The sequence below is a fragment of the Streptomyces sp. NPDC040410 genome, assembly GCF_055595715.1.
In genome coordinates, this window is the sequence record NZ_JBVIVK010000031.1 from 1 (window position 1) to 26,423 (window position 26,423).

The following is a 26,423-nucleotide window of genomic DNA, read 5'->3' on the forward strand; positions in this document are numbered from 1 at the left end:
GACCCCGGACTACCCGTCGGCCTCAGCCTGGAAGGACCCATCGGCAGCGATCGGAGGCTGCTCGCGATCGGTATGGCGATGGAAGAGGTCCTGGGCAGGGTTCCCGCACCACGGATCTGACCACCCGAACAGCCCGGCGGACGGCTCCGTCACCATGGTGCCGTCCGCCGGGCGAGGCCACACACCCGCGAGGCTCGACGCTCACGCGCACCACGCCGGCAGTCCTCGCGTACATGACGGTCGGCCGCACCGACGTGGTCGGCATCTTCCCCGACCGCACCGCGCTGATCCGCCTGGTCGGCGCGGTCCTGGCCGAGCAGAACGACGAATGGACCGAGGCCGCCGCTACATGGGCCGCGAGCTGCTGGCCAAGGCGCGCCTCCACCTGATCGAGTCACAAATCGACGAGACCGTCCTGCCGACCGCACTCACCGCATAGTCTCAAAACGAGATCACCGAGTGCCGTCGATATACCAATCCAGCGGACGTGACCACGACCCGTTGAGGTACCAGCGGTATTGGGTGGCGCCCCGAGCTACCCCCGCGCAGGCGGGGACGACGAAGTTCAACCACGGCGGCCTGCGAAGCGGAAGAGTGACGCCGGCCAGTAGATACGGCTCTGATCAACATTTCGGGATTGCCCAACATGACTGATCATCAGGTCGATCTTTGAACGGTAGTGCTATGCGGTCAGACGTTGAAGCTGCTGCTCCCGCACCTGTCCGCGCTGGTGGTCTGGGAAGTCCGGGACGCGGGGACGACAGCGAGGATCACCGCTCGTGTGGCCTCCGAACAGGCATGTTGCCCGGAATACGGTGCTGGCTCAGCTCGGATGCATGACCGGTACCGACGGCGGATCGCCGATCTGGCCTTTGGCGGTTTGGAGCGGCAGAACAGGAGCTGCTTCTGCGAGGTGCTCGTGAACAGGGATTGATCGTAGTCTCCGTAGCGCTGCGCGACGGCGAGACCGGCCAGCCGGCAGAGCGCCAACAGTTCCTCGGGAAAGAAGCAGCGCATGCTGACCTTCTTGGTGCGTACGCACACGCCGTCGCGTAGGTAGTCCAGCGTGAAGCGCAGCACTTGGGCGGCGGCGTCGTAGCTGGTCGTCGCTCGCACGTCGAGCCTCGCCCCGTCCCGGTCCACGACCGACTTGTGGTGGTAGGGCGACTCGGGGAGCCTGCACAGCTTGGCCATGTCGGGGTTGAAGACGTCCAGGATCAGGGTCCCGCCTGCTCGCAGCACGTTTCGCGCCGAGGCGAGGAACGCGACCACGGAATCCAGGTCGTGCAGGTGCTGCATCGCGTTGGTTGCCGAGAACACCAGGGCGAAGCGCCTGTCAGAGCGGACATCTCGGCAGTCCTGTTCCAGCCACTCGACTGGCAGTCGCTCGTCCTCGGCCCGCTGACGGGCACGCGCAAGCATCGAGGGCATGATGTCAAGCCCTGTGACCTCGACACCCGCCCGCGCGATCGGCAGGGTGATGCGCCACGGTTCCGCAGGCCACCTCCAGGACCGGACCGCCCGCCCGGACCGCTTGTCCGAGGAAGAACGGGATGTCGTGGGTCCGCGCAGCGAACTCCTGATCGTAGAAGACCGCATCGTCGTATACGGCCAGGTCCTCCAGTGGCTTCATCGCGCCACCGCCGACGTCGGGCCGAAAGCGTCAGCAAGGCTGGTCAGGATGGAGCCGGACCAACTGCTCTCCCCGAACACGCTGACCGGCATGGCGAGCACGCCGCACTCACGCTGGAGCGTCTCCGCTGGGATTTCAACCGGGAAGAAATAGTTGCCGGGACAAGTCCGGCTCGCCGTGGGAATCGCCCCGAGCACCTCGTCCGGCAGCCGTTCGAACAACCGCTCTGCCCGTGCGGCCAGTTCGTCGACGACTTGCCGGGGCACGTCACTGTGCTCGGTCAGCAGACGGTCGGCGAGCCTCAGCTGAGCCGGCGTCGGCGGATCCGACCGGAACGCTTCGGCCAATTCGACTTGCGCCGGACCCAGCAGGACCACGCCGAACGTGCGTGGCCACAGCCATCCCTTGGTGACCGAATGCAGCAGGACCGCACAACCGGTGTCCAGCAATCGCCGTGTGCTGGCAGCGAACGGGGCTCCCAGGTCGTAGACGCTGTCGATCAGCAGGCGGCGGCGTGGTGATTCCCGCAACCACGAAATCACCGCGGCACACTCGGCATCGGACAGGTACCGGCCTAGCGGCTTCCTGGGGTTGGCGAGCAGCAGGTATTCGGGCCGGTCGTCCGCCGGCGACCTCGGCAGGGCCGGCGCCGGCAGCGTCGGGTAGGACGCGGGCGCCAGGCCCGCAGCGCGGGCCAGCTCGAAGTAAACCGGGTACACGTCGCTGGGCAGCCACAACCGCGCTTGCATGGCGCGCAGCCAGTGGAACACCACGCCGAGCCCGTGACGGACCCCTCGACAGACCATGGCGTGGCCGGACCACTCTTCCGGCAGCTCGAAGCGCCGCAGCCAGGCACGGGCGAGATCGCACCGGTGCACCATACTCGTGTCGGTCGGCGGATCCGGTCGCATCGGAGCAAGCGCCCGGTACACGTTGGTCTCGGCGGCATCCAGAAGCGACGAGGAAGCACTGAGCTGCCGCTGCCGGAATTCCTGGAACTCGTCGAACCTCATGCCGTTGCACCTTCCGGCACGATCTCGCTGGCCCGGTCTTCCAGGGAGGCGTAGCAGCGTCCGTCGGCCATGACGTTCCAGCTGCGTGCGATCCCGTTGGTGCGTTCCCAGAGCAGGCTGGGTTCGGTGTAAGCGGCGATCCGCATCGGTCGTCCGTCCCAGCTGCCGTGGTAGACCGGCGCGCCCCAGGGGAGGCGGCTCGCCAGTTCGAAGCCGTGCTGCTCGGCGAACCGGGTGATGATGGACAACGACACCTGGTGCTCTCGGCTCCAGACGTTGGCGGCGCGTTCGAAGTAGAGCGACTCAGTGCTGGTGGAGACGTAGAGCTCTTTGAAGCAGACTTCCTCGACACCGAGAGCCGCGGCCCACGAAAGGTAGTCGGCGACCTCGGCTGCGTCGGCGACGCCGCCGTGCTGGAGCACGCAGATCAGCCTCATCCGCAGGCCCGGCCAGCGGTCACGTTCCACGCGCCAGGTGTCGATCACGGAGCTCACCGGCGTGCGCAGCATCATCAGCCGCTCGCTGACGGCGTCGTCCTGATGGTGCCGGGAGACCGCGAGCACGCTCAGGCCTGCGGCGCTCAGGGCTGCGAGGCGGCCGCCCCGGTCAGCGTGCTGGCCCTTCGCCAGGGTGTGCGCGTTGGTGATCAGGACGACCTTCGGGAAGGCTGCCGAGCATGCGGACACCAGTCGCAGCTGCTGTTCGAACGGTATGAGCGTGGGCTCCCCGCCGCCGGTGATCACTGCACGCTCGGCACCCGCCGCACGGGCGCGCTCCAGCCAGTGGGTGACCGCATCCCACGGGACCCGTGCCGGCGCTTGGTCGCTGGAGATCGAAGCCGAGGAGAAGCAGAACGAACACCGGGCTTGGCAGGCGGAGGCGACCGGCAGAAGCGAAACCGAGCGCGGTCGCGTGTCGGCGTAGCGCCGCTGTGCCGATCCGTGCAGGTGCAGGGAGGCCGCCATCGCATCCTCGACGGTTGTCGGGCGCAGAGTGAACTCGTCGCCTGCTTCGGCCAGTTCGTGGACTGCTGACAACCGGATGCGAGCCTCGTGCAGTTCCATGCCGAGGCCGGTCGACACGTTGGGCACCAGCTTGTCGGGGTCCACCGTGGTTTCCAGCACCAGCAGCCGGTCGCCCGGAATGGCCAGACGGTCCAGCAAGCGTCGCGCCTTGCCGATGCCGATTCCCAACTCCGCACGGGTCAGCAGGTGGAACCGGTCGGGATAGGTACTCTCCGGAATCCCCGCTTTACCGTAAGCGAACGGGTACTTGTCGAAGCCCTTCGCGAAGTTCGACAGCACGATGACGTGGAAGCGCTGGTCGCTATGGTTCATCCCGTCATCATGCATGAACTGGCCCCAGACGACATGGGCCGAACTACAGGCGGAACGCGGTGCCCCGATCCGATCCGTCGTCAACGGTCGCGCACTGCGCCTCTGTCGGCAAGCGCCCGCACCATAGTTCCGATCACATCGTCCAGTGACAGCACCGGGCCGTATTCGCTCGACGTCGGTGGGTACCAGAGGACCTCTCTCAGGACGTCGACCTCACACTGCTCGCCCATGCCGGAGTCGGTGGCGAGGAGCCGGCCGGACAGTGCCCCGATCTCAATCTGCTCGACCTGCCAGCCACGCTCCATGAGCCCGTCGCTCACTGAGCGGACAATCTCGCTGATCGGTGCGGGGTTCTCGGTGGCGACATCGACATCCTGGGAGAGACGGTCGACCAAGCCGTGAGCTTGGACGGCGTACCCACCGGTGATCACCAGAGGATAGGCGGTCCCAATGTCGAGGACGTCCGACAGGAGGCGACGATGCAGTTCGGAGAGGTTCACAGGGCAGCGGCGGCCTTGTCCGTAGGCAGCTCGGGGAAGCGGTTCTCCCAGGCGTCGCGGAGGGGACGGCTGATCAGCGGTCAGACCGCCCCTCGAACGGCCCAGCCCTTCATCGGCAGCCGGCCGCGGGGTGCTGGGGGAGTTGGCCGAGCATGCGGTTGAACAGATTACGGAGGGCTGCGTGGTAGCGATCCCCCTCGTCCCGCTCAGCCCGCACCTCCGCCAACTGCTTGGCCAGCTGTTCTTCGATTCCATCCAACTCCGCACGTCGCGCGGCGACCCGCTCCAGCACCTCGGTATCCATCATTGCGTCGGAGCGACACTGTCGACGACGGGCTGGAATCCACAAAAACCGCCCTGCCAGACGATCTACACCCCAGACTGCCGCCCACGACCACCACGAACGCCCCGAAACCAGGCCACGCCACCCCGCCGACCAGACACTTCAAGATGGCGGAGCTTCATGGGGCGTCTGTGCCGGGAACGGTGGTGCCTCCGCACCGTACTGGTGCGGAGGCAGCCTCGTTCCTGCGTGCGGCTCTTACTGGCCGTCCCAGTCGCCGGCGACGGGGATCATGCCGGTGGCGCCGTAGACGAAGGTGGCGGACGGGTCGTTGTTGGTGTTGGAGTTGTTGATGTCGAAGTAGTGCGTGGTGGGGTTCCACACGCTGACGGTGTCTTTGCCGTCGCCGTTGAAGTCGCCTGCCACCGCGATGTCGCCGGGGGTGCCGTAGCTGATGGTGTAGTCGTTGCCGCCGGCGCTGGGGCTGTTGCGGAGGTAGACCATGTGGGTGCTGTCGTCGTACATGCCGACCCCGTCGGTGCCCACGCCGTCCCAGTCACCCGCGATCGGCTGCATGCCGTCGCCGCCGTAGACGAACGTCTTGTCCGCCGGGCCGGCGGTGTTGGAGTTGCGCAGGTAGAACGTGTGGTTCGAGGGCCGCCACACGCCGATGGTGTCGGTGCCGTTGCCGTCCCAGTCACCGACCACCGGGATGTCACCGGCGCTGCCGAAGGACACCGTGTAGTCGTTGCCGCCGGCGCTGGGGCTGTTGCGCAGGTAGAACGTGTGGTTGGCCGAGTCGTACATGCCGACGCCGTCGGTGCCTATGCCGTCCCAGTCACCCGTGACCGGCTGCATGCCCGTCGCACCGAACACGAAGTCCTTGTCGTTCGGACCCGCACTCAGCGCATTGCGCAGGTGGAAGTAGTGGTCCGACGGATTCCACATGCCGATGCCGGCAGCGGTGTAGGTCGGGTAGGGGACGGCGTGATCGTCTCCCAGACCGGCCCGCGGCCCGCACGTGGGCCAGGCTCCTTCGCCTTGGCTGGCCAGTACCTTCTCGCCTATCAGGATCTGCTCCTTCTTGGTGGCGAGGTCGGCCCGGGAAGCGTAGGCGGTACCGCCGTAGCCGGTCCACGTGGACTGGGTGAACTGGAGTCCCCCGTAAAAGCCGTTACCGGTGTTGAGGCTCCAGTTGCCGCTGCTCTCGCATTCGGCCACCTTGTCCCACGTCTCGACGGAGGCCGCCTGTGCCGGGGCGGTCCCGAGGCCCAGGACTGCGGCCGTCAGCGCGGTGGCGAGGGCCAGGGTGCGGGTGGCCCGGCTGACGGGCGGGGTGAAGACGCGAGTGCGCATGAGAAGACTCCGGAAGGCATGTGTGAGGGCACGGACGCCCGTGTCCTGAAGGAGGTGCGGGAGAGATAGCGGCGGCGCCGGGCGGGCGGCAGGGCCCGGCGCCGCAAGGGGCTCTTACTGGCCGTCCCAGTCGCCGGCGACGGGGATCATGCCGGTGGCGCCGTAGACGAAGGTGGCGGACGGGTCGTTGTTGGTGTTGGAGTTGTTGATGTCGAAGTAGTGCGTGGTGGGGTTCCACACGCTGACGGTGTCTTTGCCGTCGCCGTTGAAGTCGCCTGCCACCGCGATGTCGCCGGGGGTGCCGTAGCTGATGGTGTAGTCGTTGCCGCCGGCGCTGGGGCTGTTGCGGAGGTAGACCATGTGGGTGCTGTCGTCGTACATGCCGACCCCGTCGGTGCCCACGCCGTCCCAGTCACCCGCGATCGGCTGCATGCCGTCGCCGCCGTAGACGAACGTCTTGTCCGCCGGGCCGGCGGTGTTGGAGTTGCGCAGGTAGAACGTGTGGTTCGAGGGCCGCCACACGCCGATGGTGTCGGTGCCGTTGCCGTCCCAGTCACCGACCACCGGGATGTCACCGGCGCTGCCGAAGGACACCGTGTAGTCGTTGCCGCCGGCGCTGGGGCTGTTGCGCAGGTAGAACGTGTGGTTGGCCGAGTCGTACATGCCGACGCCGTCGGTGCCTATGCCGTCCCAGTCACCCGTGACCGGCTGCATGCCCGTCGCACCGAACACGAAGTCCTTGTCGTTCGGACCCGCACTCAGCGCATTGCGCAGGTGGAAGTAGTGGTCCGACGGATTCCACATGCCGATGCCGGCAGTGGTGTTGTTGACGATGTGGTTGTAGCGGTAGGCATCGTAGTAACTGGTGGGCCAGCCCTCGATGCTGGAGTTGTTGATGTTGGCGGCGGTGGGGCCGTGCGTGGGGTTGTTGGGGTTGGACTCGGCGTAGTAAGTGAAGGCTCCGTTGGCCTTGTCGGTCCACTTGTTGAAGATGAAGGTGTGCGCATCGGTGTAGTCGAGGATGTCGCCGCCCTGGAGCTGGCTGAAGCCGATCTTCGTGGAGACGTTCGGCAGGGTCCAGGTGGTCAGGCTGGTCGTGAGGTGCCAGGCCATGGAGACGTAGCCGGAACAGTCCTCGCGGTAGGTGCCGTTGGCGTCGGTCTTGTAACCGCCCTGGTTGTAGGGGACTTTCTCGTCCACCCAGCTCTGGGCGCGGGCGAGGACCTCGCTGCGGGTGATCGGTCCGCCGGCGGTGGAAGCGGCCTGGGCGGCAGGGGCGTTGAGGAGGGGCAGAGTCAGGCTTGCGGTCACGGTGGCGATGGCGGCCAGGCGCAGGGAGGCGCGAGAGCGGCGGGACATGTCGAACTCCTTGGTGTCAGGTGTAGGGGGAAGAGGCTGGGTGCCGGTCAGCGGGCCAGGGTGGCCAGCGTGCCCTGGTCGTTGTGGGTGTCGTAGGAGTGCTGAGGACCGGAGGCGAGCATTTCGGTGAACTGAAGGACGGTCACCGCGGCGCCGCGTCGGACCAGGTAGATGTGGTTGGTCTGTGGGCCGGGGGCGGACATGCCAGCCATTCCGGTCCACTGCCTGCTGTAGGCGTTGCCGTCGGACGTGGCCGCCGTGCGTTGCACGCGGGCGTCCGCCGTCAGACCGCCCTTGCGCTGCACCTGGCGTGAGGTGCTCTGGCAGTCAGCCATGTCCGCGACGAGGCTCTGATAGGCGGAGGTCGCGGCGGCGGGCGTCTGGAAGGTGAACGAGTCCTCGATGGCCGGGGTCTTGAAGGCACTGACATACCCCTGCTGCTGCCAGGAGGTCGCGCCGTGGACGGCAGCGCATTCGTTGAGCGGTGTGTCGCGACCGACGGGACGGGTGTTCGCAGGGCCCATAGGCTTCCACTGGGCGGCCTTGTTGTCGGGCAGGCTTTTGGCGGGCAGGGGCTTCGGCGGCGTCCGCGCCGGTGAGTCTCCGCCGGCCTCATCCGTGCCCGCCGTGGTGACGCGACCGGGCTGGGAGTGCGCATGGTGCGGCGTGGTGGGCGACGGCTTGCCGTGCCTGGCGGTGGCGGTCGGGGTGGATACCGGGGCGGTGCTGTGCGGGGCGTGGGTGCGTACCTTGGCCGGCGCGGGCGCCGCCGTCGTGGTGGCGTACGCACCGGTGGTCAGGGCCACGGCCGCTCCGGCCGCCGTCATGGCGGACAGGGCCAGGCTCGTACGGACGATCAGTGCTTTCCTTCTGGGCATGGCGGTCTCCAAGACGTCGGTGCGAGTCGGAAGCGGGCAGGGCGAAGCGCCCGCGGACAGGGAATGGACTGCGGCGGTGTGCAGGGGGTGGTGAGGAAGCCGACGGCACACCTGGTCGGGCAAGGGGCCCAGGACGGGCGGCCGGTGTACGGCAATCTTTGGGTGCCGACGAATGGGGTGGCCCAGTTACGGCGGTCGGTGGCGGGGTGTATCGCCGGTGGGCACGGTCCCGGCCGGGAAGGCGGCATGAGGCGGCCGGTTAGCGGATGAAGGCTCGCGCCGCGAGGTGTGAGGCGGAAGGCAAATAGTGGCGGGGAGTCAGCTGCCCCAGTCGGTGCGCTACTCGGCGGGCTCTGGCCAGATCGCCGAGTAGCCGTGTGCGGCGACCGGGTCCCGTACCCGGTCGAGCAGGTGGCGTACGCCGGTGACGGCGGCGGCGTCGGTGGCGGCACTGACGAAGCACACGGCCTCCAAGCCGGCCCGAACGGGACGGACCCGCACATGCTCCAGCCCGGAGCCGGGCGTCGCATGTGCCCAAAGCAGATCGTGCACTAGCGGGCAGATCCCCGCCGTCTGTGCCGAGTTGCTGCGCGCCTGGAAGGTCACGCTGACGATGCGCATTCAGTTCAGTCCCAGCCGATAACGACGGGGCTTGCGGCGAGCGGCGTGTCCGCGGGCTCGTTGTCCCAGCCCATGACGCCGGTTTCGTCGAGGGCGGCGGTGGACAGGACGAGAGCGACTGTGCCGGTGGCGAACAGACGGCGAGCGGTGCGGAACATGCGGATCCCCTTGGATGACAGAAGTGTGGAACGGTTCTGCGGCGGTGAGGGAGCCGACCGGCTGTCCGGCCCGTGTCCCTCTCGGTGATCACCATCCTGCGGGTCGCGTCACCGGTGGGGAAGCGCCTACGGCTGGCACCAAGGTGGCTGGCAGCAAGGAGCCACGGGTTGGCGGCCCCACCGCATGGGCTGCGTGCACAAGGTGCAACTTGAAGGGCTCTGGACTGGGAAAAGCGCTCGTCGGGGTAGCCTGCTGGGGCCACTGTGGGGGTCGATCAGTCGTTGGAGCCGGTCTATCGGCCTCTGCTGGTCGATGAGGAAGGATGGATCGGCCTCAACTTGACGTCTAACCTCGGCGGGCTTGCTGTTCCTTGATCGAATCGGCGCGTTTGACGCTCTTACACCACAGCCAGACCGGACTTGGGGTCGTGGTCGCCCGGCAGACGCTCGACTTTCAGACGGATCAAGGTGCCATGCATGATGGGGAGTTCATCTTCTGCGCGGTTCAGCCAGGGGCCGCGGTGGGTGAGTCTGGGGTGCATCCGGTCCCAGGGAGAGTCGGAGCACGATGGGGTGAAGTCACCACCGCTGCCCACCGTTGCGAGACAACGGCTGACCGCACATCGGGCTTCGGTGGTGGTTCAATGCGGCGGGTCGGTGGTCGCGACGGCTGCGGCGGAGACGGGGTCCTCGAGGACTCGGCGGATGTCTGGTCGCCATGCGCCCGTTCCCACGCGGTAGACGGCCTCAACTCGCCGTGGACCGGCGTGGTCAAGATCCCGTGAGCAGCTATTGGCTACGCTGTGCAGGTGGGCCGCTGCGGCGCACACCTGCGGGGGTGATGCCGTACCAGCGTTGTACCGCCCGCCGCAGGGAGCGGGCGTTGGCGTAGCCGCTTCGGGCGGCTATCGCGTCGATGCCGAGGTCCGTGCTGTGCAGCAGGTGCGTGACGTGGGTTCGACGCACAGTCTCCAGCTCGTCGTTCCATGTCGTGCCGTGTTCGTTGAGGCGGCGTTGGAGGGTTCGGGTGCTGATGGCCATGCGCCGTGCCACCACGGGCAGCGTCGGCGAGGTCTCGTCATGGACGGAGGCCAACGCTGTGCGGAAGAGGTCCAACCAGTTGCGGAGCGGTATCGCGGTGGCGAGGGTCTGCTCGGCGTGTCTTCGAAGTACGGAGGACAGACCGGGCTGGGCATGCGGTGTCGGGGGTGTCAAGTCGGACGCGAGGAACGTGATCGAACTGGCCGGCGCCTCGAAGTCGATGGTGCGAGTCCCGTACAACTCGACCAGGGCGTCGTGCCGGTCGGGCGCTTTCGCGGCCAGGGTGACGCGCAGGGGCACCAGGCGGCGCCCTGCGGCCTGGCTGAGGCGCTGCTGGTACAAGCCGAGTGCGTAGCCGCGGATGGCGCAGGCCGCCTCGTTCGTCAGATCGGCCTGGCTGACGTGGCTGATGGTGACCTGTTCGCCGTCCTCCGTGATGCGCAGGGAGTCTGTTGCCGCGTCGGCGACGACGGCGAAGTAGGCCGCGGCGTCTTTTATGCCCTCCAGCGGACTGGGCGCGCTGGTGATCAGGTAGTCCCAGACTCCGAGCGTGCCGATGCCCGACTGCTGTATCAGCAGCCCGGACACGTCAGTCCATGCAGCACAGGCCGTCGTCAGTTCCGCGATGCGGTTGCTCGTGGCGGCAGGGGGGCGGCACAGGTCGTCGTCGAGGTGCTCAGGGGCCAGGCCCAGCAGGTGCACGTACTGGTCCCGAGGTACACCGACGAGACGTGCGGTCCGGACGCTCAGACGAGTAAGGGCGGTGGACGTCGTCCCCTGGTGCGTAGGCAAGATCACATCCGCTGAGCATAGGCCAGAAGGGTCATTACCGCCCTTGGGCACTCCGTTTTCCCACCGCCATGTGAGCAGCTGCCTGTGGCGCGTACGGTCCCCTGAACGGCATACCTCGTCCCTGATCCGACGGCCCGCCGGTCCATAGCGTGGAGCCGCTCTGGCATCGAAAGTGCTGATGCCTGGGGGTGGATGTGCTTTTTGGGTGGGGGGTTCGTGCTAGAAGCACTAGGGATTGATCAGGCCTTGGAATCGGTCTACCGAGCCGTCCTGGGCCATGAGGACAACGGGGTGGCCGAGTTGAGCGCGCGGCTGGCGCTCACTGAGGACGAGGTGCGCGAGTGTCTGGACAAGCTCGTGGACCTGGAGTTGCTGCAGCCGTCCCGGGACGTTCCCGGCATGGTGCGGGCGGTCAGTCCCGAGCTGGGGCTTGAGATCATCCTGCGCCGGCAGGAAGTGGAGCTGCTGCGCCGCCAGGAGGAGCTGGCTCGCAGCCGGGAGGCCGTGGCCCGTACGGTTGCCGAGTTCGCAACGCTGCGACCAGGAACTCGTGAGGACGGTGCCGAGCGGCTCGTCGGCCTTGATGCTATCCAGCGCCGCCTGGAGGGTCTGGCCCGGGATCTCCGCCAGGAATGCCGGGCCATCGAACCGGGCGGCGCCCAGTCACAAGCGAGCCTCGAGGCGTCACGGCCGCTGGACGAGCAGGCTTTGGGCCAAGGCGTACAGCTGCTGACCATCTACCAGGACAGCGCCCGCAACGACCCGCCAACGTTTGCCTACGCGCGCTGGATCAGCGAGCAGGGCGGGCAGGTACGCACGAGCCCGGTCCTGCCCCCGCGCATGCTGATCTTCGACCGGCACACCGCGGTGGTGCCCATCGATCCAGCCAATTCCCGTCTGGGCGCCCTGTGCACGAATGCGCCTGGCATCGTGGCGTCCCTGCTCGCACTGTTCGAACAGACATGGGAGTCGGCCGTTCCGCTCGGCGCGGTCCGCCGGGGTGCCGCCGAGGATGAGGCCATCTCCCTGGCGGAGCGGGAGCTGCTCAAACTGCTGGCCTCCGGCATGACGGACGAGGCCGCAGGCAAGCGTCTGGGCGTCTCCCTGCGGACGGTGCGGCGCCAGATGGCTGCTCTGATGGAGCGCCTCCAGGCGTCCAGCCGGTTCGAGGCGGGACTCAAGGCCGCCCAGCGCGGGTGGCTCTGAGTAACGGATCTCCGCGCCTCAAAACGCTCAGGCGGCCTTGTTCGCTGCGTCGCCACCCCATCCGCGTGCTGCGCCGACGGTGCTGGTGCTCGGGCGTGAGACTGGTAGTCCCGCATGTTGAGGTGTTGCGTATTCCATCTTGGACGGTCCTCGTTGGTCACTCTGGGTGGCGAGGCCCGTGTTCGTGGTCTGTGCTTGGGCGGATAGGTTCACGTGGTGTGTCCGAGGCATTTCTGGAGGGGTCACCGGTGGACGTTGTCGCGATCATGGAAGCGCTGGCTGAACAGGGGATAACCGTGCTGTTCAAGGCTGATGCTGAGCGGATGGCAGAGAGGCGGAATCCTTGGACGTTCGTGGCCGGTGGCGCCCCGTTGCGTGACGACATCCTCGTGCGCACCGATGCCGCGTCGGTGGAGCAGTGCCTCGAAGCCTGCCTGCCCCGCCTGCGTGAACTGGGCTTTTCTTTTCCCGAGTGACGAGGCATGCCAGCTGGAGTGAGCGACAACTCACCGCGTGTGGTCACCGGGGGCGTATCGGCTCCAGGTGCCTCCGGCTTCGGTGACCAGGCGGGTGGCGGTCTTGTCGTGGTAGCCGAGTGCCTTCGCGATGACGGGGGCCGGGGCTTGGAGGACGAGTTGGCGGATCGCGGAGGTCCTGCCGTGCTGTGGAGGGACGCCGATCTCTCGCAGGTGGACTTGGAGGCTGACCGGGTTCATGGGCTGTCCGGGCCGGCGGCCGGGGAAGAGCCACTGTGAGCTCCTGCTGCTGACGTAGGGCAGGTGTTGCCGGGACTGGGTGTAGGCCCGCATCAGGTCGGCGACGGGCACGGCAGCGGGGACGGCGGGTCTCCCAGCCGGACGGTGACGGTGGTCTCGTCGTCGGTGACGTCGTCGATGGTGAGGCGGACGATGCGGCTGACGGGTTGCGCGGAGAGGAGAACGAGCGCGGCGGCGACCCGGGCCCGCAGGGGCAAGGAGTCGTCGTTGAGGACACGGCGGAGGATCGCGAGCCGGCGGTGCTGGTGCAGCGGTTCCGAGTCCTGGGTGATGACCGTCGGCGGCAGTGTGAGGCGGGGCATCCGGCCGGTCTTCATGCACCACCGTAGGAAGGACTGAGACGGGCGGCGGGTGGCCAGGCTCTCGGTGTGCCAGGCGTCGATGTCGGCCTGCTGGCACTGCCCGATTGCACGTCCTCGGCCGGCGAGCCATGTGAGGAAGGCGCCGGCCTGGGTGACTTCCTGCTTGGTGTGGTTGGTCTGGGAGCGTCCCAGCGGTCCCTTCTCCGCCTTGGTTCGCAGGCGCCGCAGTTGGTGCCAGGTGGTGAAGTGGCGGCGAAGCTGGCGGTGTTCGGGGTCTTCGATGGTGGCGAGCCGTTCGGTCGGCCAGCGCTGGTAGAGCAGGAGCTGCCAGTCGACCCGCGGGAGGACAGCGCTGGTCCATCAGCAGGTCACGCAGGTGAGTGACGGTTCGCCAGGGGGGTTTCCTGGTGCAGCCCGTCATGGGTGAGCGGGATACTGCCCGTGGCCAGGCCCTGGAGGAGTCGGACGACGTTGGGGTTGCACAGTCAGATGAGTCGGCTCTTGGGCCGGTCCATCTCCAGCAGGATCTTGACCAGCGGCAGCAACGCCGGGGCGACGCGGCCGGTGCCGTCGTCGAGGAGGCGGGCGAGCGTGTCGGCGAGGGTGCAGTGTTCGCAGAGGCGTCCGCCAAGCAGCAGCCCCTCGAAGCCGCAGCGATTGCAGAAGAAGTCACGGACGATGCCCGCGCAGTCGCGGCAGGTCGGTGCGCCGTCGGTGTCCCGTCCGGGCAGCAGCCGGTCGGTGTCGCAGCAGGGGCAGCGGCCACGGACTCGCATCGCACGGTCGTATCAGGTTCGGCAGATCGGGCCGTCCGATCACTCGGCGGACTTCGAGGCGCGACGGCCGCAGCGTGCGCAGTCGCGGATTATCCACCGCTCGTACTCCTCGGGCGTCAACGCTCACCCCTCGGGTGTCAGCCGTACCCGTGTGGGTCGGTGAGCGGCCAGGTTGATCGGCGCCTCTTCGCCGGCGGCGCGGCGGGCCGGGAGGTTTTGTGGGCCGAGGTGGCGATCAGGTCGGTGAGCGTGCAGTCGAGGATGTCGCAGAGGGTGGCCAGCACAGGCAGGGACAGTCGTTCCGGGGTTCCGGAGACCAGACGGTGGACCTGGGAGGAGGACAGTGTGATGCCGCGTTCGGTCAGGTGAGGCATCAGTTCGGCGACGGTGAACATGCTGCGGGCGGCCATCAGCTCGCGCAGGCGCCACCGGTAGCTGATCTGGCGTGGCATCAGGAGGTCCTTCCTTGCCGCAGAGCGGCCTCGATGGTGGCGTCCAGGACGCGACGCAGGCCGCGGGTGCGGAAGTCGGAGGAGACCCAGGTGTAGATCGCGGTGGTGGAGGCGTGGTCGTGGCCGACCTGGTGCTGGACGAACAGCGGGTCGTGGCCGTCCTCGATCAGGTGGGTGATGTAGGACCTGCGCAGCGAGTGGAACTCCAGCGCGGGGTCCAGGCCGACGGCGTCCCGGTAGGCGGCGAAGCGGGAGTCCAGGCGTTGGAGCCCGATCCGCGGGCCTCGCTCGGATGGCCAGAGGGCCCGGCTGGTCGAGTGCCGCAGCCCGGGACGCACCTCGCTGATCCATTCCTTGATCGTGTAAGGCGTCCAGTGCCAGACGGTCAGCACGCTGCGGCGCTTGGGTGGTGACCCCTTCTTGGCCTTGCCGTAGCGGACCAGCAGGGTGTTGTACTCGCCGAACTCCCGGCCCTCCGGGTTGCGTCCGAAGTCGGTGAGATCCAGCATTCGGGTCTCGTTGCGTCGCAGGCCGTAGGCGTACGCGACCTTGAACAAGGCGGCATCCCGGAAGGCCGGCAGCCACCCCTTGCGGCCCTTGCCGCGAACGCGCAAGACCTCCTCGTCGGCGTGATCGAAGAACGCTTCCAGCTCGGGCTTGGTGAAGGCTCGGCGTTCTGGCTCGCCCTCGGTTTCGTCGGCGTGCGTCGCGGCGTTCCAGTCGTAGACCACCTGGACTGGGTGAGTACCGAAGTACCGCAGGCACTCGTCGCTCCAGCCGTAGGCTGGATTGGTCAGGAAGTCGCAGAACTGCCGTACCGAGCCCTGGTAGTTGCGCAGGGCGGATCGGACACAGCCGTGCACAGCCCGCAGATCGGCTAACCATTCGTCGACGTGCTGCGGCGTCCACTGCCACGACATCGCATCGGCATGCCGGGTGAACGCCCGGACCGTGCGTTCCTGGTCGCTGACGTACCCCAGCGAAAGATTCCGGGCGAGCTGCTGGTTGCGCCAGCCCTTGATCACCGCCTCGAAGCCTTGCTCGTCCGGCCGCAGCAACGGCAGACCGTCGATCAGGTGCAGCCGAGCAGACCCTGGAACGAGACCGTCCCCACCCATCCGCCATCACTCTCCGTCTATCGCATCTGACGCGAGAATTTCGCATCAGATGCGACTCGGAGGCGTCTTCGCAGTTCAATCGCTCGATGGAGTGAGATCGGCAGATGTCCACCGACAAGGCCGCTACCGTAGCCCTGAGGCCAACGGCCCTGCTGGGGCCGCCTCTATGCAGTCTCCGGCCAGCTTCCAGGGCGGGTGTCGCCTATTCGCATCCGATGCAATTAGCGTCGGTAGTAGTTGCGGTACAGAATGGTGCCGCTGAGATTGATCATGGTCGGCTGGCGCACCGGCTGAGGGCTTCGCAGTGTTCGTGGAAGGCCCGCCGGGCGGGCCCTGGGGCTGGCTACGGTCCGGCTGTGTCGGTGGAGTTTCTGACTGACGAACAGGCCCAGGCGTACGGGACCTTTGCCGAGGTTCCGACACGTCCTGAGCTGGAGCGTTTCTTCTTTCTCGACGATGACGACCGGGACCTGATTGCGCTACGTCGTTCGGACGGGCACCGGTTGGGCGTGGCGGTGCCAGAGCGGGACGGGCCGCTACATCGGCCGGTTCCTGGGGGATGATCCGCTGGCGGTGCCGTGGGAGGTCGTGGAGTACCTGGCCGGGCAGCTCGGCATCGCAGACACGTCGTGCGTGAAGCGGTATGCCTATGCCCAGCATCGGAGAACGCCATACGAGCACGCGCGGGAGATCCAGGAGCGGTTCAGCTACCGGGACTTCAACGACCGCAGGTGGGGCCGGGAGTTCCGCAGTTTCCTGTACGGGCGAGCGTGGACGCACGCCGAGGAACCGGCGCTGTTCAACCACGCGGTGACGTGGCTGCGCCGGCACCGCGTGCTGCTGCCGGGCGTCTCGGACTGGCCCGGCAGGTGTCCGAGGCCCGTGCGGCGGCCGAGCGGCGCCTGTACGTGGCGGTGGCACGGGCCACAGACCGGGCCGATCCCACGCTTGCGCCAGCGCTGGCGGCACTGCTGGACGTGCCGGAGGGCAAGCGGGTCTCCGAGCTGGAGCGGCTGCGTACCCCGCCGGTGAAGACGACGGGTACCGCGATGGTGCGGGCCATGGAACGGGTGGAGGAGATCTACGCCTCGGCCTGGGGCGCGTGAACCTCTCCCGGGTGCCGGTGAACCGGCTGTCCACGCTGGCCCGGTACTGGCAACTGAGCAAGGCGCAGACGATCGAGTGGGCACCGGAGCCGCGCCGGACCGCGCTACTGACGGCGGTGGTGCGCCAGTTGGAGGCGCAGGCGGTCGACGACGCCCTCGACCTGTTCGCGCTGGTGATGGCAAACCGGCTGATCAGCCCTGCCCGCGCGGGCGTCGGACCGGGACCGGTTGGCGATGCTGCCGCAGCAGGAGAAGGCGGCCCGCGTCCTGGCGAAGGCGTCGAAGATCCTCACGGAGGAGCTGGACCTGGTGTCGCCTGGGGTGCCACGCACGACCATCGCGCCGATCCCCGCGACCTGGTCGTTACTGGCGCAGACCACTTATTTCTGCGGCGTCGTATTCCTCTCCCGGCCAAGATCCGCGGCGCGGTCTTGCGGCCGCCACGCTGCGGCCGGGGGCTTCCTTAATGGGTCCTGCGTCGCCAACGCCCTGTCGAGCCGCCTGACGGCCGATGTGCGGCGCGAGGGGTGTTCGCTGGGTCCAGGACTACGCGCGGGGCGTCGCGGTGGCCCCGCCCGCCGCCGCGGGGCCGGCGACCGGAAGCGGGACCACCATCGCTTTCTGGCCCGACGCCGACATTTTCGGCACGGCTGAGTGTTCGTTCGCCGTGCTTGAGGAGCGCTTCAGGGAACTGGCTTTCCTGAACGGGGCCTGGGCATCTCGCTGACCGAGGGCGCCGCACGGGCGGGTCCCGGTCGGTACGGTTCTGGTTCCCGGGCGGGGCGCGAGACTTCGTAGCCTTCCTCGACGCGCGGGCGGGGGCGCCCGGACGTCATCGGCTTCGAGTGGGAGGACCCGACGGCGGCGGGGATGGGGGAGGTGGCTCTCCGGTGGTGCGGCTCCGGCGTGGAGCGGATCCGGAGCTTCGTCAACAGCTTGCCCACCCCTGACGGGGGCACGCACGCGGCGGGCTTCCGCGACGGGGGGGCGGCCGCGGTCAACGCGTACGCGTGGCAGCGGCGGCTGCTGACAGCGGCGGACCCTGGTCTCAGCGCCGACCGGATCGGCGAGGGCCTGACTGTGGTCGTGTCAGTGAAGCTGGACAATCCCGAGTTCTGCGGTGCCACATGCGAAGAGCTTGGCGGCGCTGCTGGACGAGCGGGCCGACGAGCTCCGAACCTCTCTTCGGACCATCGACAGCACCCTGCAGGCCCTCATCTCCACCAGCGCCGTCACCAAGGAACTCGCCGACGCCTCCCGCCGCGACGTCATGCGCGGCCGCATCCACGCAAGCCTCGCATGCTTCCCGCCAGCACAGACGACGAAGCGGCCCGTCTCAAGCAGCTACTCGACGCCGCACAGGCCCGGGTCCAGGCCCCAACGAAGAACGTGAACAGCTCACTTCGCGTCTCGTCGCGATCAGCCAGGACATGACCGACTGGGCCGACCGGCTGCAGCTCGAGCACAGCGGCCAGTGCGTACGCCTCGACCTCAGCCGCCTGACCGTCGTCACCGACACCGAACAGGGGCCGGCCCCCCTCTTCCGTATCGGCAGTGGAGAGAACTGGGTCGCCTACCACGTCATTGTCCACCTCGCCCTCCACCGCTACTTCACACGCCAAGGCCGCCCGGCCCCGCGCATTCTGATGCTGGACCAGCCCACCCAGGTCTGGTACCGCTCGTAAGTCGATCAAGCCTCCGGCACCCTCGAGGACGACGTGGACCGGGCAGCCGTCACGCGCCTGTTCCACCTTATCCACGACGTAGCCCGCGAACTCGCCCCCCACCTAAGAACCCGCGCGAATTGGCGAGGCGAAGTGGGTTACGAGACTGAGGTAAGGCGTATCCGCTGGGGTTTCGTCAGTAGCGGTGCGTAATTGGCTGCGTGATCGTGTGGTGGGTGTGTCGGGTTGGGGAGTGGTGTGTCGGTGGGGGCTGGTTGGATGCAGATATGTCTGATGATCTGAGCGTTGGCGGGGTCGCTGCAGTGTTTGCGGGTGTGGATGGGCGATTGGCGGATCCTGGGTTCCTGCTGAATGCCGACCCGGGCGAGGTCTTGGGGCTGGTGGATGCGGCTTCGGGGCGAGCCGCGCGGTTGGCCGGTGCGGTGTACCGGGCGTCGGCGCATGTGCACCGGGATGCCGGGCCTGGGGTGCGGCGGCAGTTGCTGGCGCTGGATGCTGCTCGGTACGGGGACCGGGAGCTTGCGACGCGGATCGCCGCCGTACCGCTGGACGACGGAGCCGACGCGCGGTGGGGGGTGGAGTGGGCCACCGGCACCATGGTCGACCACCGCCTCCGCCAGGTCCTGACCGGCCACAGCGACCGGGTGATCAGAGTGGCGACGGGAATGGTGGACGGCAGTCCGGTCGCCGTCACCAGCAGCAACAACATAGTGCGGGTGTGGGATCTGGCCACCGGCCAGCCCGTCGGCGAAACCCTCACCGGCCACACCGACCGGGTTATGGCGCTGGCGACGGCGGTGGTGGACGGCCGCCCGGTCGCCGTCACCGCTGGCGAGCGGGATCGGACAGTGCGGGTGTGGGACCTGGCCACCGGCCAGCCCGTCGGCGAACCCCTCACCGGCCATGATGGTCCGACGCAGGCGGTGGCGACGGTGGTATTGGAGGGCTGCTCTGTCGCCGTTACTGGCAGCACTGACAAGACGGTGCGGGTGTGGGATCTGGCCACCGGCCAGCAGGTCGGCGAACCGCTGACCGGCCACACCGACATGGTGCATGCGGTGGCGACGGCGGTGGTCGGTGGCCGTCGGGTCGCCGTCACCGGCAGCGACGATGAGACGGTGCGGGTGTGGGATCTGGCCACCGGCCAGCCCGTCGGCGAACCCCTCACCGGCCATGATGGTCGGATACGGGCGGTGGCGACGGCGGTGGTGGACGGCCGCCCGGTCGTTGTCGCCGGCAGTTGGGACAGCACGGTGCGGGTGTGGGATCTGGCCACCGGCGAGCAGGTCGGCGAACCCTTCACTTGCTGCGGCGGCCCGGTGCACGAGGTGGCGACGGCGGTGGTGGACGGCCGTCCGGTCGTTGTCACCGGCAGCTCCGGAGAAGTGCGGGTGTGGGACCTGGCCACCGGCCAGCAGGTCGGCGAACCGCTGACCGGCCACACCGACATGGTCCATGCGGTGGCGACGGCGGTGGTGGACGGCCGCCCGGTCGCCGTCACCGGCAGCGACGACAAGACGGTGCGTGTGTGGGACCTGGCCGCCCGAGCGGTCGGCGAACCGATGGGCGGCCACACCAGAGAGGTGTTCGGGGCGGCGACGGGGGTGACGGATGGCCGTCGGGTCGCCGTCACCGGCAGCGAGGATGGGACGGTGCGGGTGTGGAGCCTGGCCACCGGCCAACCGGTCGGCGAACCCCTCACCGGCCACACCGACTGGGTGTACGGGGTGGCGACGGCTGTGGTGGACGGCCGCCCGGTGGCCGTCACCGGCGGTGGTGGAGAAAACGTGGGAGAGGTACGAGTGTGGGACCTGGCCACCGGCCAGCCCGTCGGCGCACCCCTCACCGACGGCCGCTACTCCGGCACGGTGACGGCGGTGGCGACAGCTGTGGTGGACGGCCGCCCGGTCGCGGTCACCGGCAGCTTTTACGGAGAGGTACGGGTGTGGGACCTGGCCACCGGCCAGCCCATTGGCGAACCCGGCCACACCGGCGCGGTGGGGGCGGTGGCGACGACTGTGGTGGACGGCCGCCCGATCGCTGTTACTGGCAGCTACAGCGACGACGGAGAGGTACAGGTGTGGGATCTGGCCACCGGCCAGCCCGTCGGCGAACCCCTCACCGGCCACGACTACTTGAACGCCGTAGCGACGGGGGTCGTGGACGGCCGCCCGGTCGCCGTCACCGGCAGCGTGGATGGGACGGTGCGGGTGCGGGATCTGGCAACCGGCCAACCGGTCGGCGAACCCCTCACCGGCCACACCGGCGGGGTGGGTGCGGTGGCGACGGGGATAGTGAACGGCCGCTTGGCCGCCGTCACTGGCGGAGGGCGCTACGACGGGACGGTGCGGGTGTGGGACCTGACCACCGGCCAGCCCCTCGGCGCGGAGTTGGTGCTCCCCGCAGCGGTGCACGCGGTGGATATTACTCCGGACGGTCGGCTGGTGGTGGGATTCGGCCGGGAAATAGCGGTACTGATCGGCTGCTGACCAGTTCCCCGCGCGGTAGGCCCTTGGGTGTCTGCCACGCAGAGCCGACGCCGGGGCCCTGCAGTGTCGACTATTCATGGGCGGTGGCGGTGATGATGCTGCCGACGAGGCCGAAGAGGGCGTCGACGACGAAGGCGCGGCGCTCGGGCAGCGGGCGGTGGAACGCCTTCTGCCGGGCAGTTGGGTCATGGACACGTTCCCCATGCCACCGTCGGCGTGTACTCATGGGCGGCGGTGCGGCCGTTCGTCCCAGCGATGGGTTGTCCACGCTTGGCGGATGAGGCGGCGGAGGGTGATGATGGCGTCGGCGAGGTCGAAGAACGCGTCGATGACAGTGGCGCGCCGCTCGTAGCAGCGGGCCAGGCGTTGGAAGGCGTTCTGCCAGGCGTGGGTGCGCTCCACGTGCCACCTCTGGCCTGCCTGGATGGGCGCCTTTTCGTCCCTTGCGCGCGATCCGGCCGTTCAGGCCCCGTTCGGTCAGCAGGGCACGGGTCTTGTCGGAGTCGTAGCCGGCATCCAGGTGCACGGTCATGTCCTGGGGAAGGGGCCCGAGGTCGTCCAGGCGGTCCAGGGTCGGGGCGAGCAACGGGGAGTCATGGCGGTTGGCTCCGGCCAGGACGCGGCCCAGCGGAATGCCGTAACCGTCCGTCATGCCGGAGCGTTTTAAGCCCTGTTTGCCCCGGTCGACCGGAGAACGCCCAGCCGCCTCACCGCCTCCGGGAGCCTTGGTGATGCAGCCGTCCACGGCGATCCGGTCGAGGACGAGGCCGACGATCCGGTCATAAGCGTCGAGCGCGATCCGCTTGAGCTCGGCGAACACGCCCAGGCGTAACCACTCGTCGCGGCGGCAGCGGATCGTGGTGGCCGAGCAGGTCGTGTCGGCGATCGCCTCGTAAGAACAGCCGAAACGCAGCAATTGCAGCATCTTTTCGAAGACGATCCGATCGCTGATACGCCTGCGATGGCAGCCCAACGGATGGTCCGGCCGGTACTTCGGCCGCACCGGCAACAGGACCGCGAACTGGCCCCAAAGCGGTTCGCTGAGCCATGACGGCAGAACAGGCACAGGTCTCCTCACAGAAATCACAGACAGTTGCGGCTCCATGATCACCGGGACTCGTGCCCGTTCTGCTGCCGGCGTTCCCAACCGCGCCTATCCGCGCGGCCTCTAAAGATCATCGTTTCCGATCACGCAAACCTGGACGAGGCGTGGTTCCTGTCAGTGCGCCATAACTGGCGCGGCGGACGCAAACTCATCCCACAGCACTGGATTGAACAGGCCGGTCAGGACGGGTGACACTACTGACTGCTCATGGAGCACAACGGGGTCAGAGACTGCGATCTGACGGTCGCAGTGAGCCACCCCCGGTGGCCACGGCATCCGTAACTGGGGTCCGCCGTCAAAGATCACATCCATCTGCGGGCGTCAGGGGTGGGGCAGGGCTCTCGCGTAGAGCCAGGCCAGCAGGGGTACTTGATAGGCCCCACTGCCGATGGATGTCAGCAGCCCGGCGTCGACCAGGGTCTCCGAGAGGCGTTCTGCATCCGCGACGTCACGGCCGAGAAGACGCGCGGTTTCCTGGAGGGACAGGAATGCGTCAGCGGACGAGCTCAGCGTCCGGAAGGCGTCGGCTTCGCCAGCGCTGAGCCGGTGGTAACTGTTCTCGATGACAGGCTTCACCGCCAGGTTTCCTGCCTGCAGTTCGTCCAGCCGAGTGTCCTCGTCTGCGAGCTTGTCCGCCAGGTCTGAGACCGTCCAGGCCCGGTGTGCCACCAGACGGCAGGCAGCGGCACGGATGGCGAGCGGCAGGAAACCGCATGCGGCCACCACGTAGCGAGCCGGCCCGTGTTCACCTGGCAGTAGGCGGCCGGCGATCCGGGTGAAGAGCTGGAGCGCTTCGGCGGGGGACATGGCGTCAAGCTCCACCAGGTGCGCTCCGGGCAGGTCAATCATCCGCCTGCGAGAAGTGACCAGAACGGCGCAGCCTCGTGCTGCGGGCAGCAGCCACTGGACTTGTGCCGCGTCCCTCGCGTGGTCCAGGACCACGAGGACGCGGCGGCCGTGCAGAGCCGAGCGGTACAGCGCGGAGCGTTCTTTGAGGCCTGCCGGAACGGCTGTCTCTGCCACCCCCAGAGCATGCAGTGCCGCGGCGAGTGCAGCCTCCGGTGCCGTCTGGTGAAGATCCAGGTAGAGATGGCCGTCGGGGAAGAATTGCGCAACCGCATGGCCAGCCTGGACGGCCAGGGCAGTCTTTCCCACACCGCCGGGACCGCAGACAGCCGCGACCGGCAGGCTTTCACCGCCCGCGGCAGAGTTCAGCACGCCCGTCAGTTCGGCAAGCACGTCCGACCGTCCCACGAAGTCGGAGACGGCGGGCGGCAGCTGAGCTGGGCGGATGAATGAAGGAGCCTGCGCGTTGCCGGGGGAGGGCGCCGCGTCGACGGCCAGCCCTGGGTCTGCCTGCAGGATCCGTTGCTGGAGGAGGGCCAGCCCGTCCCGCGGGTCGACGCCCAGTTCGTCGGCGAGCAGCCTGCGGATGTCCGCGTACACCGCAAGCGCCTCGGATTGCCTCCCCGCACGGTACAGGGCGAGCATCAGCAGCTCGCGCAGACGTTCACGCAGCGGATGGGCGGACGTCAGCGCGGTCAGCTCGGCCACGACGTCAGCATGCAGACCGCATCCGAGGTCCAGGTCCAGGCGGCATTCGAGAAGCTGCAGCCGCCATTCCTCAAGGCGGGCGTGCTGAGCCTCCGCATAGGGTCCGGATATCCCGGCCAGTGATTCGCCCTCCCACAGCCCCAGGGCGTGCCGCAGCAGCATCCGCGCATGCTCCAGATCCCCTTGTATGCGCACCTGTTCAGCCTGTCTGGCCAGATCTCTTGCTACGGCCACGTCGAACGCTTGATCGGGTAGGCGTAGGGCGTAGCCGCCGGACTCGCTGACGAGTGCTCCCGGTTTCATCACCTTGCGCAGCCGGGAGGCATACGTCCGCACAGCGGCCAGCGCCTGCGACGGTGGTTCGTCGCCCCAGAGCGCGTCGATGAGTTCCGCTGCTGTCGCCGTCCGTCCTTCCCTGAGCGCCAAGGCGGCAAGCAAGGCCCGTTGTTGGGGGGAACCGGCAGACAGCGGCTCTCCGTCCTGCCACAGGCGCACCGGCCCGAGCACGCTGGCGTACAGGCCCGAAGCGGGAACCGAAGGACGCACCGGTGCTACCGGCGTCGTGCGTGTGCGCGATGCGCGCCTTTGCAGCGGGAGCGTGGAGGGGGCTGCGTCATGCTGTTCCCCGCGGGTTCGCTGCCAGGCCGCGACCCACGCCGGATGCTCGGAGGATGTGACCAGGCACGCAGTGAGGAAGCCGGTCAGCTGGTGCGCGTCACGCGGCACCGTCCGTCCGAGCAGGATGCGATGGGCCGTGCTGTGAGGAAGTCGCCCTGCGCCCGCGCGCTCTTCCATCACCCGCACCGAGGGCCGTCCGGCCAGCTCGTACAGCTCTCGCAGCCCTGCGCGAAGCATCTCGACGCCGTCGATGTCCTGCGGGCTCGGCGAGGCCAGCCCTGCACTGCGCAGCCTGCCCCGGCGCGCCTGGCGCCACAGGTCCATCGCCGTGTCCACCGAGGCACCGCAGGCAATCGCGTAGGCGCGCACACTGCGCTCACTGGGAACCGACTGGCCCGATGCCGCCCGCTGCAGCGTGGTGGCATGAAGGTCCACGCGTGCGGCTAACTCGGCATACGTACAACCGCAGTTGGACCGTTGGTCGCGCAGCCATTTGGCAAGCCTCACCAGCGCCCGGTTCGATGAGGCAATCGGCCTCTCCTTGCGCCCCATGCCGCGTTCGGCCGTCAGCCGGCGGCAACAGCGGTCGCAGCCCGCACCACAGCGCCGCGCAGGCGCCTGTCTCCTCCGCGAACAGCGGCCAGCGTGGTGGCCGCCACCAGACCGGCACCTCCCAGCACAGCCAGGACAGACAAAAGCTCCAGACCGTACACGGACAGAACGCATGCCAGCACCACGATCACCACAACCACCACGGCATCAGCGAACGCAGACCGGTGCCCGTACGACGAACCGTGTACCGCACACTGCGCTGGAAAGAGAGTTCGAGCCATGACCTTCTCCTGAATCAAGAGCCCCCCGCACAAAGCCAGGGGGACGTTGCGGGCTCCAATGCCGAACTACCGAAACGGCGTTTGCCGACGCCGTCCGGGGTCTGCATCCTGCCACCCGCCCCACCGATCAGGGGATACCCTCAGAATCGATGATGCGTCAGCGTCCAAGACTTTCATGCAGGCCTGTCCAGGCACCACAGCTCGTAAGCACCCCGGCAGACCAGCAAGTTTACGGCCGACGGCAGAACCTCCCGCCGCTCGCACGGAATTTAGATGTCGCGCCATCCCAATCGTGTTCAGAGCCCGTTCAGAGACAGCAGGCACTATTCGACTGGCACCAAGGCTTCGGCCACTCCTGAAAGTTGCGGGCTCCACCCAGCAGATCAGGAACCCAAGCGCGATCACGTTGCCGCGTGAGACCGCTCCAGGCCGGCACTCTCCCTGAGAGCGCCGGCCTCGCCGTATATCCAGAAGGCCTGCTCCGCCCACCGCCATCAGGCGCCGAGGACTGAACGGACGGACAAGCGAAACCAGTTCAAGGAGGTGGACACTTCCGCAGCCCGTGAGCCCACGGCCTGGACCACCCCCTCGGCTCTCCGCGAACCGGAGGTGGTGGCTTCTGAAGTACCGCTGACGCGCGGTGGTGAGTAAGACGCAGCTACCGACTGTCCGTCCGCGCGCTCATCGACGGAGCCGAGACCACCAAGGTGACCACCAAGGTCCTCTGCACCCCTCGCACCGCCAACGTCGACGCCACCCACATCACCGTCATCGGCCAACTCGAAGGACTCCCCGAGACGGCCGACATCGAGGACCTGACACCCGCTGTGATTCACGCCGCGCCTCGTTCTCTGGTGGCAATTTCTTCCACCAGCCCGGCCCCCACCGCTCGAAGAAGCTGGCCGATCACCGCCCTGCCACCGCATCACTACGCGTGCCAGGTCGGGTGCGATCACGCACAACCGAGACGAGGGTCCGTGGACGGACGGATGTGGGACGGGCTGGTCAGCGTGATGAAGGAGACGTACACCGCCGGCCTCGGGACAGGCACCGTGCTCCGCCCGGTCATCATGCCGCTGGTGCGCGGCGAGCTGGTCGGCCTGGTCTGGGTCCGCCCCATCATTGTGGGCGAGGACGACCTCACCGGAATCGCGGTGCTCGCGTGAACGAGGCTCCGGTCGCGACAGTCAGTCGCCGACTCCGGCGTGCCGATAGTCCGAGGCTGGTGAGCCCCCAACGTAGGTGGTGAAAACGGCCCGCGGGAAGACGGCAGCGTGCCTTCGTGGGCAGGCAAGGTCCACGAACCACCCCCAAGCGCCTGGTGAAGATGCTCACCGCTCACACCGAAGGCCGTGGGCTCCAACTGACACCCACAGTCGGACCCACGTACTGGACCCGCGACAGACCCCAACGCGTGTGGGGAAGAGACCGA

Annotated in this window: 24 protein-coding genes and 4 pseudogenes; 8 read left to right on the forward strand and 20 right to left on the reverse strand. The window is 68.0% G+C overall.

From position 1 onward, the window contains the following. Window positions 1-245: 245 nt before the first annotated feature. Window positions 246-439: pseudogene (locus ACZ562_RS35150) on the forward strand (transposase); the annotation flags it as partial. 251 nt (window positions 440-690) lie between these two features. Here the strand turns inward: ACZ562_RS35150 and ACZ562_RS35155 are convergent. From ACZ562_RS35155 to ACZ562_RS35205, 11 genes and pseudogenes are all read right to left on the reverse strand, one after another. Then, a complete protein-coding gene (locus ACZ562_RS35155; RefSeq protein WP_471187971.1) occupies window positions 691-1,599 on the reverse strand; it encodes a class I SAM-dependent methyltransferase in 909 nt (302 codons plus the stop codon). 30 nt (window positions 1,600-1,629) lie between these two features. Continuing rightward, window positions 1,630-2,646, reverse strand: a complete 1,017-nt coding sequence (locus ACZ562_RS35160) for an aminotransferase class I/II-fold pyridoxal phosphate-dependent enzyme (RefSeq protein ID WP_471187974.1) — start codon at window positions 2,644-2,646, stop codon at window positions 1,630-1,632. Then, on the reverse strand, window positions 2,643-4,067 hold the full coding sequence (locus tag ACZ562_RS35165) for a radical SAM protein (protein WP_471187977.1): 1,425 nt from the start codon (window positions 4,065-4,067) through the stop codon (window positions 2,643-2,645). The genes ACZ562_RS35160 and ACZ562_RS35165 overlap by 4 nt, the downstream gene beginning before the upstream one ends. Window positions 4,068-4,069: 2 nt before the next feature. Further along, window positions 4,070-4,483: pseudogene (locus ACZ562_RS35170) on the reverse strand (nucleotidyl transferase AbiEii/AbiGii toxin family protein); the annotation flags it as partial. Between the two features lie 109 nt (window positions 4,484-4,592). Continuing rightward, window positions 4,593-4,790 carry a hypothetical protein gene (locus ACZ562_RS35175; RefSeq protein ID WP_471187980.1) on the reverse strand — a complete coding sequence of 66 codons (198 nt, stop codon included), beginning with the start codon at window positions 4,788-4,790 and terminating at the stop codon, window positions 4,593-4,595. 234 nt (window positions 4,791-5,024) lie between these two features. Then, window positions 5,025-6,122 carry a transglycosylase family protein gene (locus tag ACZ562_RS35180; RefSeq protein ID WP_471187982.1) on the reverse strand — a complete coding sequence of 366 codons (1,098 nt, stop codon included), beginning with the start codon at window positions 6,120-6,122 and terminating at the stop codon, window positions 5,025-5,027. Between the two features lie 114 nt (window positions 6,123-6,236). Continuing rightward, window positions 6,237-7,481, reverse strand: a complete 1,245-nt coding sequence (locus ACZ562_RS35185) for a hypothetical protein (protein WP_471187984.1) — start codon at window positions 7,479-7,481, stop codon at window positions 6,237-6,239. Window positions 7,482-7,528: 47 nt separating this feature from the next. After that, complete coding sequence (locus ACZ562_RS35190; protein WP_471187987.1) at window positions 7,529-8,359, reverse strand: hypothetical protein; 831 nt, start codon at window positions 8,357-8,359, stop codon at window positions 7,529-7,531. 339 nt (window positions 8,360-8,698) lie between these two features. Continuing rightward, complete coding sequence (locus ACZ562_RS35195; protein WP_471187989.1) at window positions 8,699-8,980, reverse strand: hypothetical protein; 282 nt, start codon at window positions 8,978-8,980, stop codon at window positions 8,699-8,701. 5 nt (window positions 8,981-8,985) lie between these two features. Further along, entirely contained in the window at window positions 8,986-9,138 is a 153-nt protein-coding gene (locus tag ACZ562_RS35200) for a hypothetical protein (protein WP_471187991.1), read from the reverse strand. A 789-nt stretch (window positions 9,139-9,927) separates the two neighbouring features. Continuing rightward, window positions 9,928-10,971 carry a helix-turn-helix domain-containing protein gene (locus ACZ562_RS35205; protein WP_471187993.1) on the reverse strand — a complete coding sequence of 348 codons (1,044 nt, stop codon included), beginning with the start codon at window positions 10,969-10,971 and terminating at the stop codon, window positions 9,928-9,930. 216 nt (window positions 10,972-11,187) lie between these two features. Between ACZ562_RS35205 and ACZ562_RS35210 the strand changes: the two genes are divergently transcribed. Together ACZ562_RS35210 and ACZ562_RS35215 are read left to right on the forward strand one after the other, a co-directional pair. Further along, the gene (locus tag ACZ562_RS35210) at window positions 11,188-12,177 is read left to right on the forward strand and encodes a helix-turn-helix transcriptional regulator (protein ID WP_471187995.1); all 990 of its coding nucleotides are present in this window, start codon (window positions 11,188-11,190) and stop codon (window positions 12,175-12,177) included. 248 nt (window positions 12,178-12,425) lie between these two features. Beyond that, on the forward strand, window positions 12,426-12,653 hold the full coding sequence (locus ACZ562_RS35215) for a hypothetical protein (protein ID WP_471187998.1): 228 nt from the start codon (window positions 12,426-12,428) through the stop codon (window positions 12,651-12,653). Window positions 12,654-12,683: 30 nt separating this feature from the next. Here the strand turns inward: ACZ562_RS35215 and ACZ562_RS35220 are convergent, their stop codons facing one another. The 5 genes from ACZ562_RS35220 to ACZ562_RS35240 form a co-directional block, all read right to left on the reverse strand. After that, window positions 12,684-13,004 (reverse strand): hypothetical protein, encoded by a 321-nt coding sequence (locus ACZ562_RS35220; protein ID WP_471188001.1) that lies wholly within the window; start codon window positions 13,002-13,004, stop codon window positions 12,684-12,686. Then, window positions 12,986-13,255, reverse strand: a complete 270-nt coding sequence (locus ACZ562_RS35225) for a hypothetical protein (RefSeq protein ID WP_471188003.1) — start codon at window positions 13,253-13,255, stop codon at window positions 12,986-12,988. The genes ACZ562_RS35220 and ACZ562_RS35225 overlap by 19 nt, the downstream gene beginning before the upstream one ends. A gap of 485 nt (window positions 13,256-13,740) precedes the next feature. Further along, window positions 13,741-14,031: a hypothetical protein gene (locus ACZ562_RS35230; protein ID WP_471188006.1), complete on the reverse strand. Its 291-nt coding sequence runs from the start codon at window positions 14,029-14,031 to the stop codon at window positions 13,741-13,743. Window positions 14,032-14,168: 137 nt separating this feature from the next. Next, window positions 14,169-14,483, reverse strand: a complete 315-nt coding sequence (locus ACZ562_RS35235) for a helix-turn-helix domain-containing protein (protein ID WP_471188008.1) — start codon at window positions 14,481-14,483, stop codon at window positions 14,169-14,171. Next, complete coding sequence (locus tag ACZ562_RS35240) at window positions 14,483-15,601, reverse strand: tyrosine-type recombinase/integrase (protein WP_471188010.1); 1,119 nt, start codon at window positions 15,599-15,601, stop codon at window positions 14,483-14,485. Before ACZ562_RS35240 ends, ACZ562_RS35235 begins: the two co-directional genes overlap by 1 nt. Window positions 15,602-15,957: 356 nt before the next feature. On the opposite strand from ACZ562_RS35240, the pseudogene ACZ562_RS35245 reads away from it, so the two are divergent. The 4 genes and pseudogenes from ACZ562_RS35245 to ACZ562_RS35260 form a co-directional block, all read left to right on the forward strand. Continuing rightward, window positions 15,958-17,019 (forward strand): annotated as a pseudogene (locus tag ACZ562_RS35245) (DUF4158 domain-containing protein); the annotation flags it as partial. A 558-nt stretch (window positions 17,020-17,577) separates the two neighbouring features. Further along, window positions 17,578-18,141, forward strand: coding sequence for a TopoII/MutL transducer domain-containing protein (locus ACZ562_RS35250; RefSeq protein ID WP_471188013.1), 564 nt, complete (start codon window positions 17,578-17,580; stop codon window positions 18,139-18,141). Then, window positions 18,138-18,392, forward strand: coding sequence for a DUF3732 domain-containing protein (locus ACZ562_RS35255; protein ID WP_471188015.1), 255 nt, complete (start codon window positions 18,138-18,140; stop codon window positions 18,390-18,392). The genes ACZ562_RS35250 and ACZ562_RS35255 overlap by 4 nt, the downstream gene beginning before the upstream one ends. 326 nt (window positions 18,393-18,718) lie before the next feature. Then, window positions 18,719-20,881 carry a WD40 repeat domain-containing protein gene (locus ACZ562_RS35260; RefSeq protein WP_471188018.1) on the forward strand — a complete coding sequence of 721 codons (2,163 nt, stop codon included), beginning with the start codon at window positions 18,719-18,721 and terminating at the stop codon, window positions 20,879-20,881. 70 nt (window positions 20,882-20,951) lie between these two features. On the opposite strand, the gene ACZ562_RS35265 is transcribed toward ACZ562_RS35260, so the two are convergent. From ACZ562_RS35265 to ACZ562_RS35280, 4 genes and pseudogenes are all read right to left on the reverse strand, one after another. Beyond that, window positions 20,952-21,107: a hypothetical protein gene (locus ACZ562_RS35265; protein ID WP_471188020.1), complete on the reverse strand. Its 156-nt coding sequence runs from the start codon at window positions 21,105-21,107 to the stop codon at window positions 20,952-20,954. Beyond that, window positions 21,104-21,947: pseudogene (locus tag ACZ562_RS35270) on the reverse strand (IS5 family transposase). Before ACZ562_RS35270 ends, ACZ562_RS35265 begins: the two are co-directional and overlap by 4 nt. Before the next feature lie 360 nt (window positions 21,948-22,307). Continuing rightward, window positions 22,308-24,710 carry an AfsR/SARP family transcriptional regulator gene (locus ACZ562_RS35275; RefSeq protein ID WP_471188022.1) on the reverse strand — a complete coding sequence of 801 codons (2,403 nt, stop codon included), beginning with the start codon at window positions 24,708-24,710 and terminating at the stop codon, window positions 22,308-22,310. Between the two features lie 14 nt (window positions 24,711-24,724). Then, window positions 24,725-24,991: a hypothetical protein gene (locus ACZ562_RS35280; RefSeq protein ID WP_471188024.1), complete on the reverse strand. Its 267-nt coding sequence runs from the start codon at window positions 24,989-24,991 to the stop codon at window positions 24,725-24,727. Window positions 24,992-25,698: 707 nt separating this feature from the next. Between ACZ562_RS35280 and ACZ562_RS35285 the strand changes: the two genes are divergently transcribed. Continuing rightward, window positions 25,699-26,157, forward strand: coding sequence for a hypothetical protein (locus ACZ562_RS35285; protein WP_471188027.1), 459 nt, complete (start codon window positions 25,699-25,701; stop codon window positions 26,155-26,157). Window positions 26,158-26,423: the final 266 nt, after the last annotated feature.

Coding starts and splice junctions, on each gene's coding strand:
- ACZ562_RS35155 (WP_471187971.1), bottom strand. CDS start 1,599: ATGCGGTCTTCTACGATCAGGAGTTCGCTGCGCGGACCCACGACATCC.
- ACZ562_RS35160 (WP_471187974.1), bottom strand. CDS start 2,646: ATGAGGTTCGACGAGTTCCAGGAATTCCGGCAGCGGCAGCTCAGTGCT.
- ACZ562_RS35175 (WP_471187980.1), bottom strand. CDS start 4,790: ATGATGGATACCGAGGTGCTGGAGCGGGTCGCCGCGCGACGTGCGGAG.
- ACZ562_RS35180 (WP_471187982.1), bottom strand. CDS start 6,122: ATGCGCACTCGCGTCTTCACCCCGCCCGTCAGCCGGGCCACCCGCACC.
- ACZ562_RS35185 (WP_471187984.1), bottom strand. CDS start 7,481: ATGTCCCGCCGCTCTCGCGCCTCCCTGCGCCTGGCCGCCATCGCCACC.
- ACZ562_RS35190 (WP_471187987.1), bottom strand. CDS start 8,359: ATGCCCAGAAGGAAAGCACTGATCGTCCGTACGAGCCTGGCCCTGTCC.
- ACZ562_RS35195 (WP_471187989.1), bottom strand. CDS start 8,980: ATGCGCATCGTCAGCGTGACCTTCCAGGCGCGCAGCAACTCGGCACAG.
- ACZ562_RS35200 (WP_471187991.1), bottom strand. CDS start 9,138: ATGTTCCGCACCGCTCGCCGTCTGTTCGCCACCGGCACAGTCGCTCTC.
- ACZ562_RS35225 (WP_471188003.1), bottom strand. CDS start 13,255: ATGCCCCGCCTCACACTGCCGCCGACGGTCATCACCCAGGACTCGGAA.
- ACZ562_RS35230 (WP_471188006.1), bottom strand. CDS start 14,031: ATGCGAGTCCGTGGCCGCTGCCCCTGCTGCGACACCGACCGGCTGCTG.
- ACZ562_RS35235 (WP_471188008.1), bottom strand. CDS start 14,483: ATGCCACGCCAGATCAGCTACCGGTGGCGCCTGCGCGAGCTGATGGCC.
- ACZ562_RS35240 (WP_471188010.1), bottom strand. CDS start 15,601: ATGGGTGGGGACGGTCTCGTTCCAGGGTCTGCTCGGCTGCACCTGATC.
- ACZ562_RS35250 (WP_471188013.1), top strand. CDS start 17,578: ATGGGGGAGGTGGCTCTCCGGTGGTGCGGCTCCGGCGTGGAGCGGATC.
- ACZ562_RS35255 (WP_471188015.1), top strand. CDS start 18,138: ATGACCGACTGGGCCGACCGGCTGCAGCTCGAGCACAGCGGCCAGTGC.
- ACZ562_RS35265 (WP_471188020.1), bottom strand. CDS start 21,107: ATGAGTACACGCCGACGGTGGCATGGGGAACGTGTCCATGACCCAACT.
- ACZ562_RS35275 (WP_471188022.1), bottom strand. CDS start 24,710: ATGGGGCGCAAGGAGAGGCCGATTGCCTCATCGAACCGGGCGCTGGTG.
- ACZ562_RS35280 (WP_471188024.1), bottom strand. CDS start 24,991: ATGGCTCGAACTCTCTTTCCAGCGCAGTGTGCGGTACACGGTTCGTCG.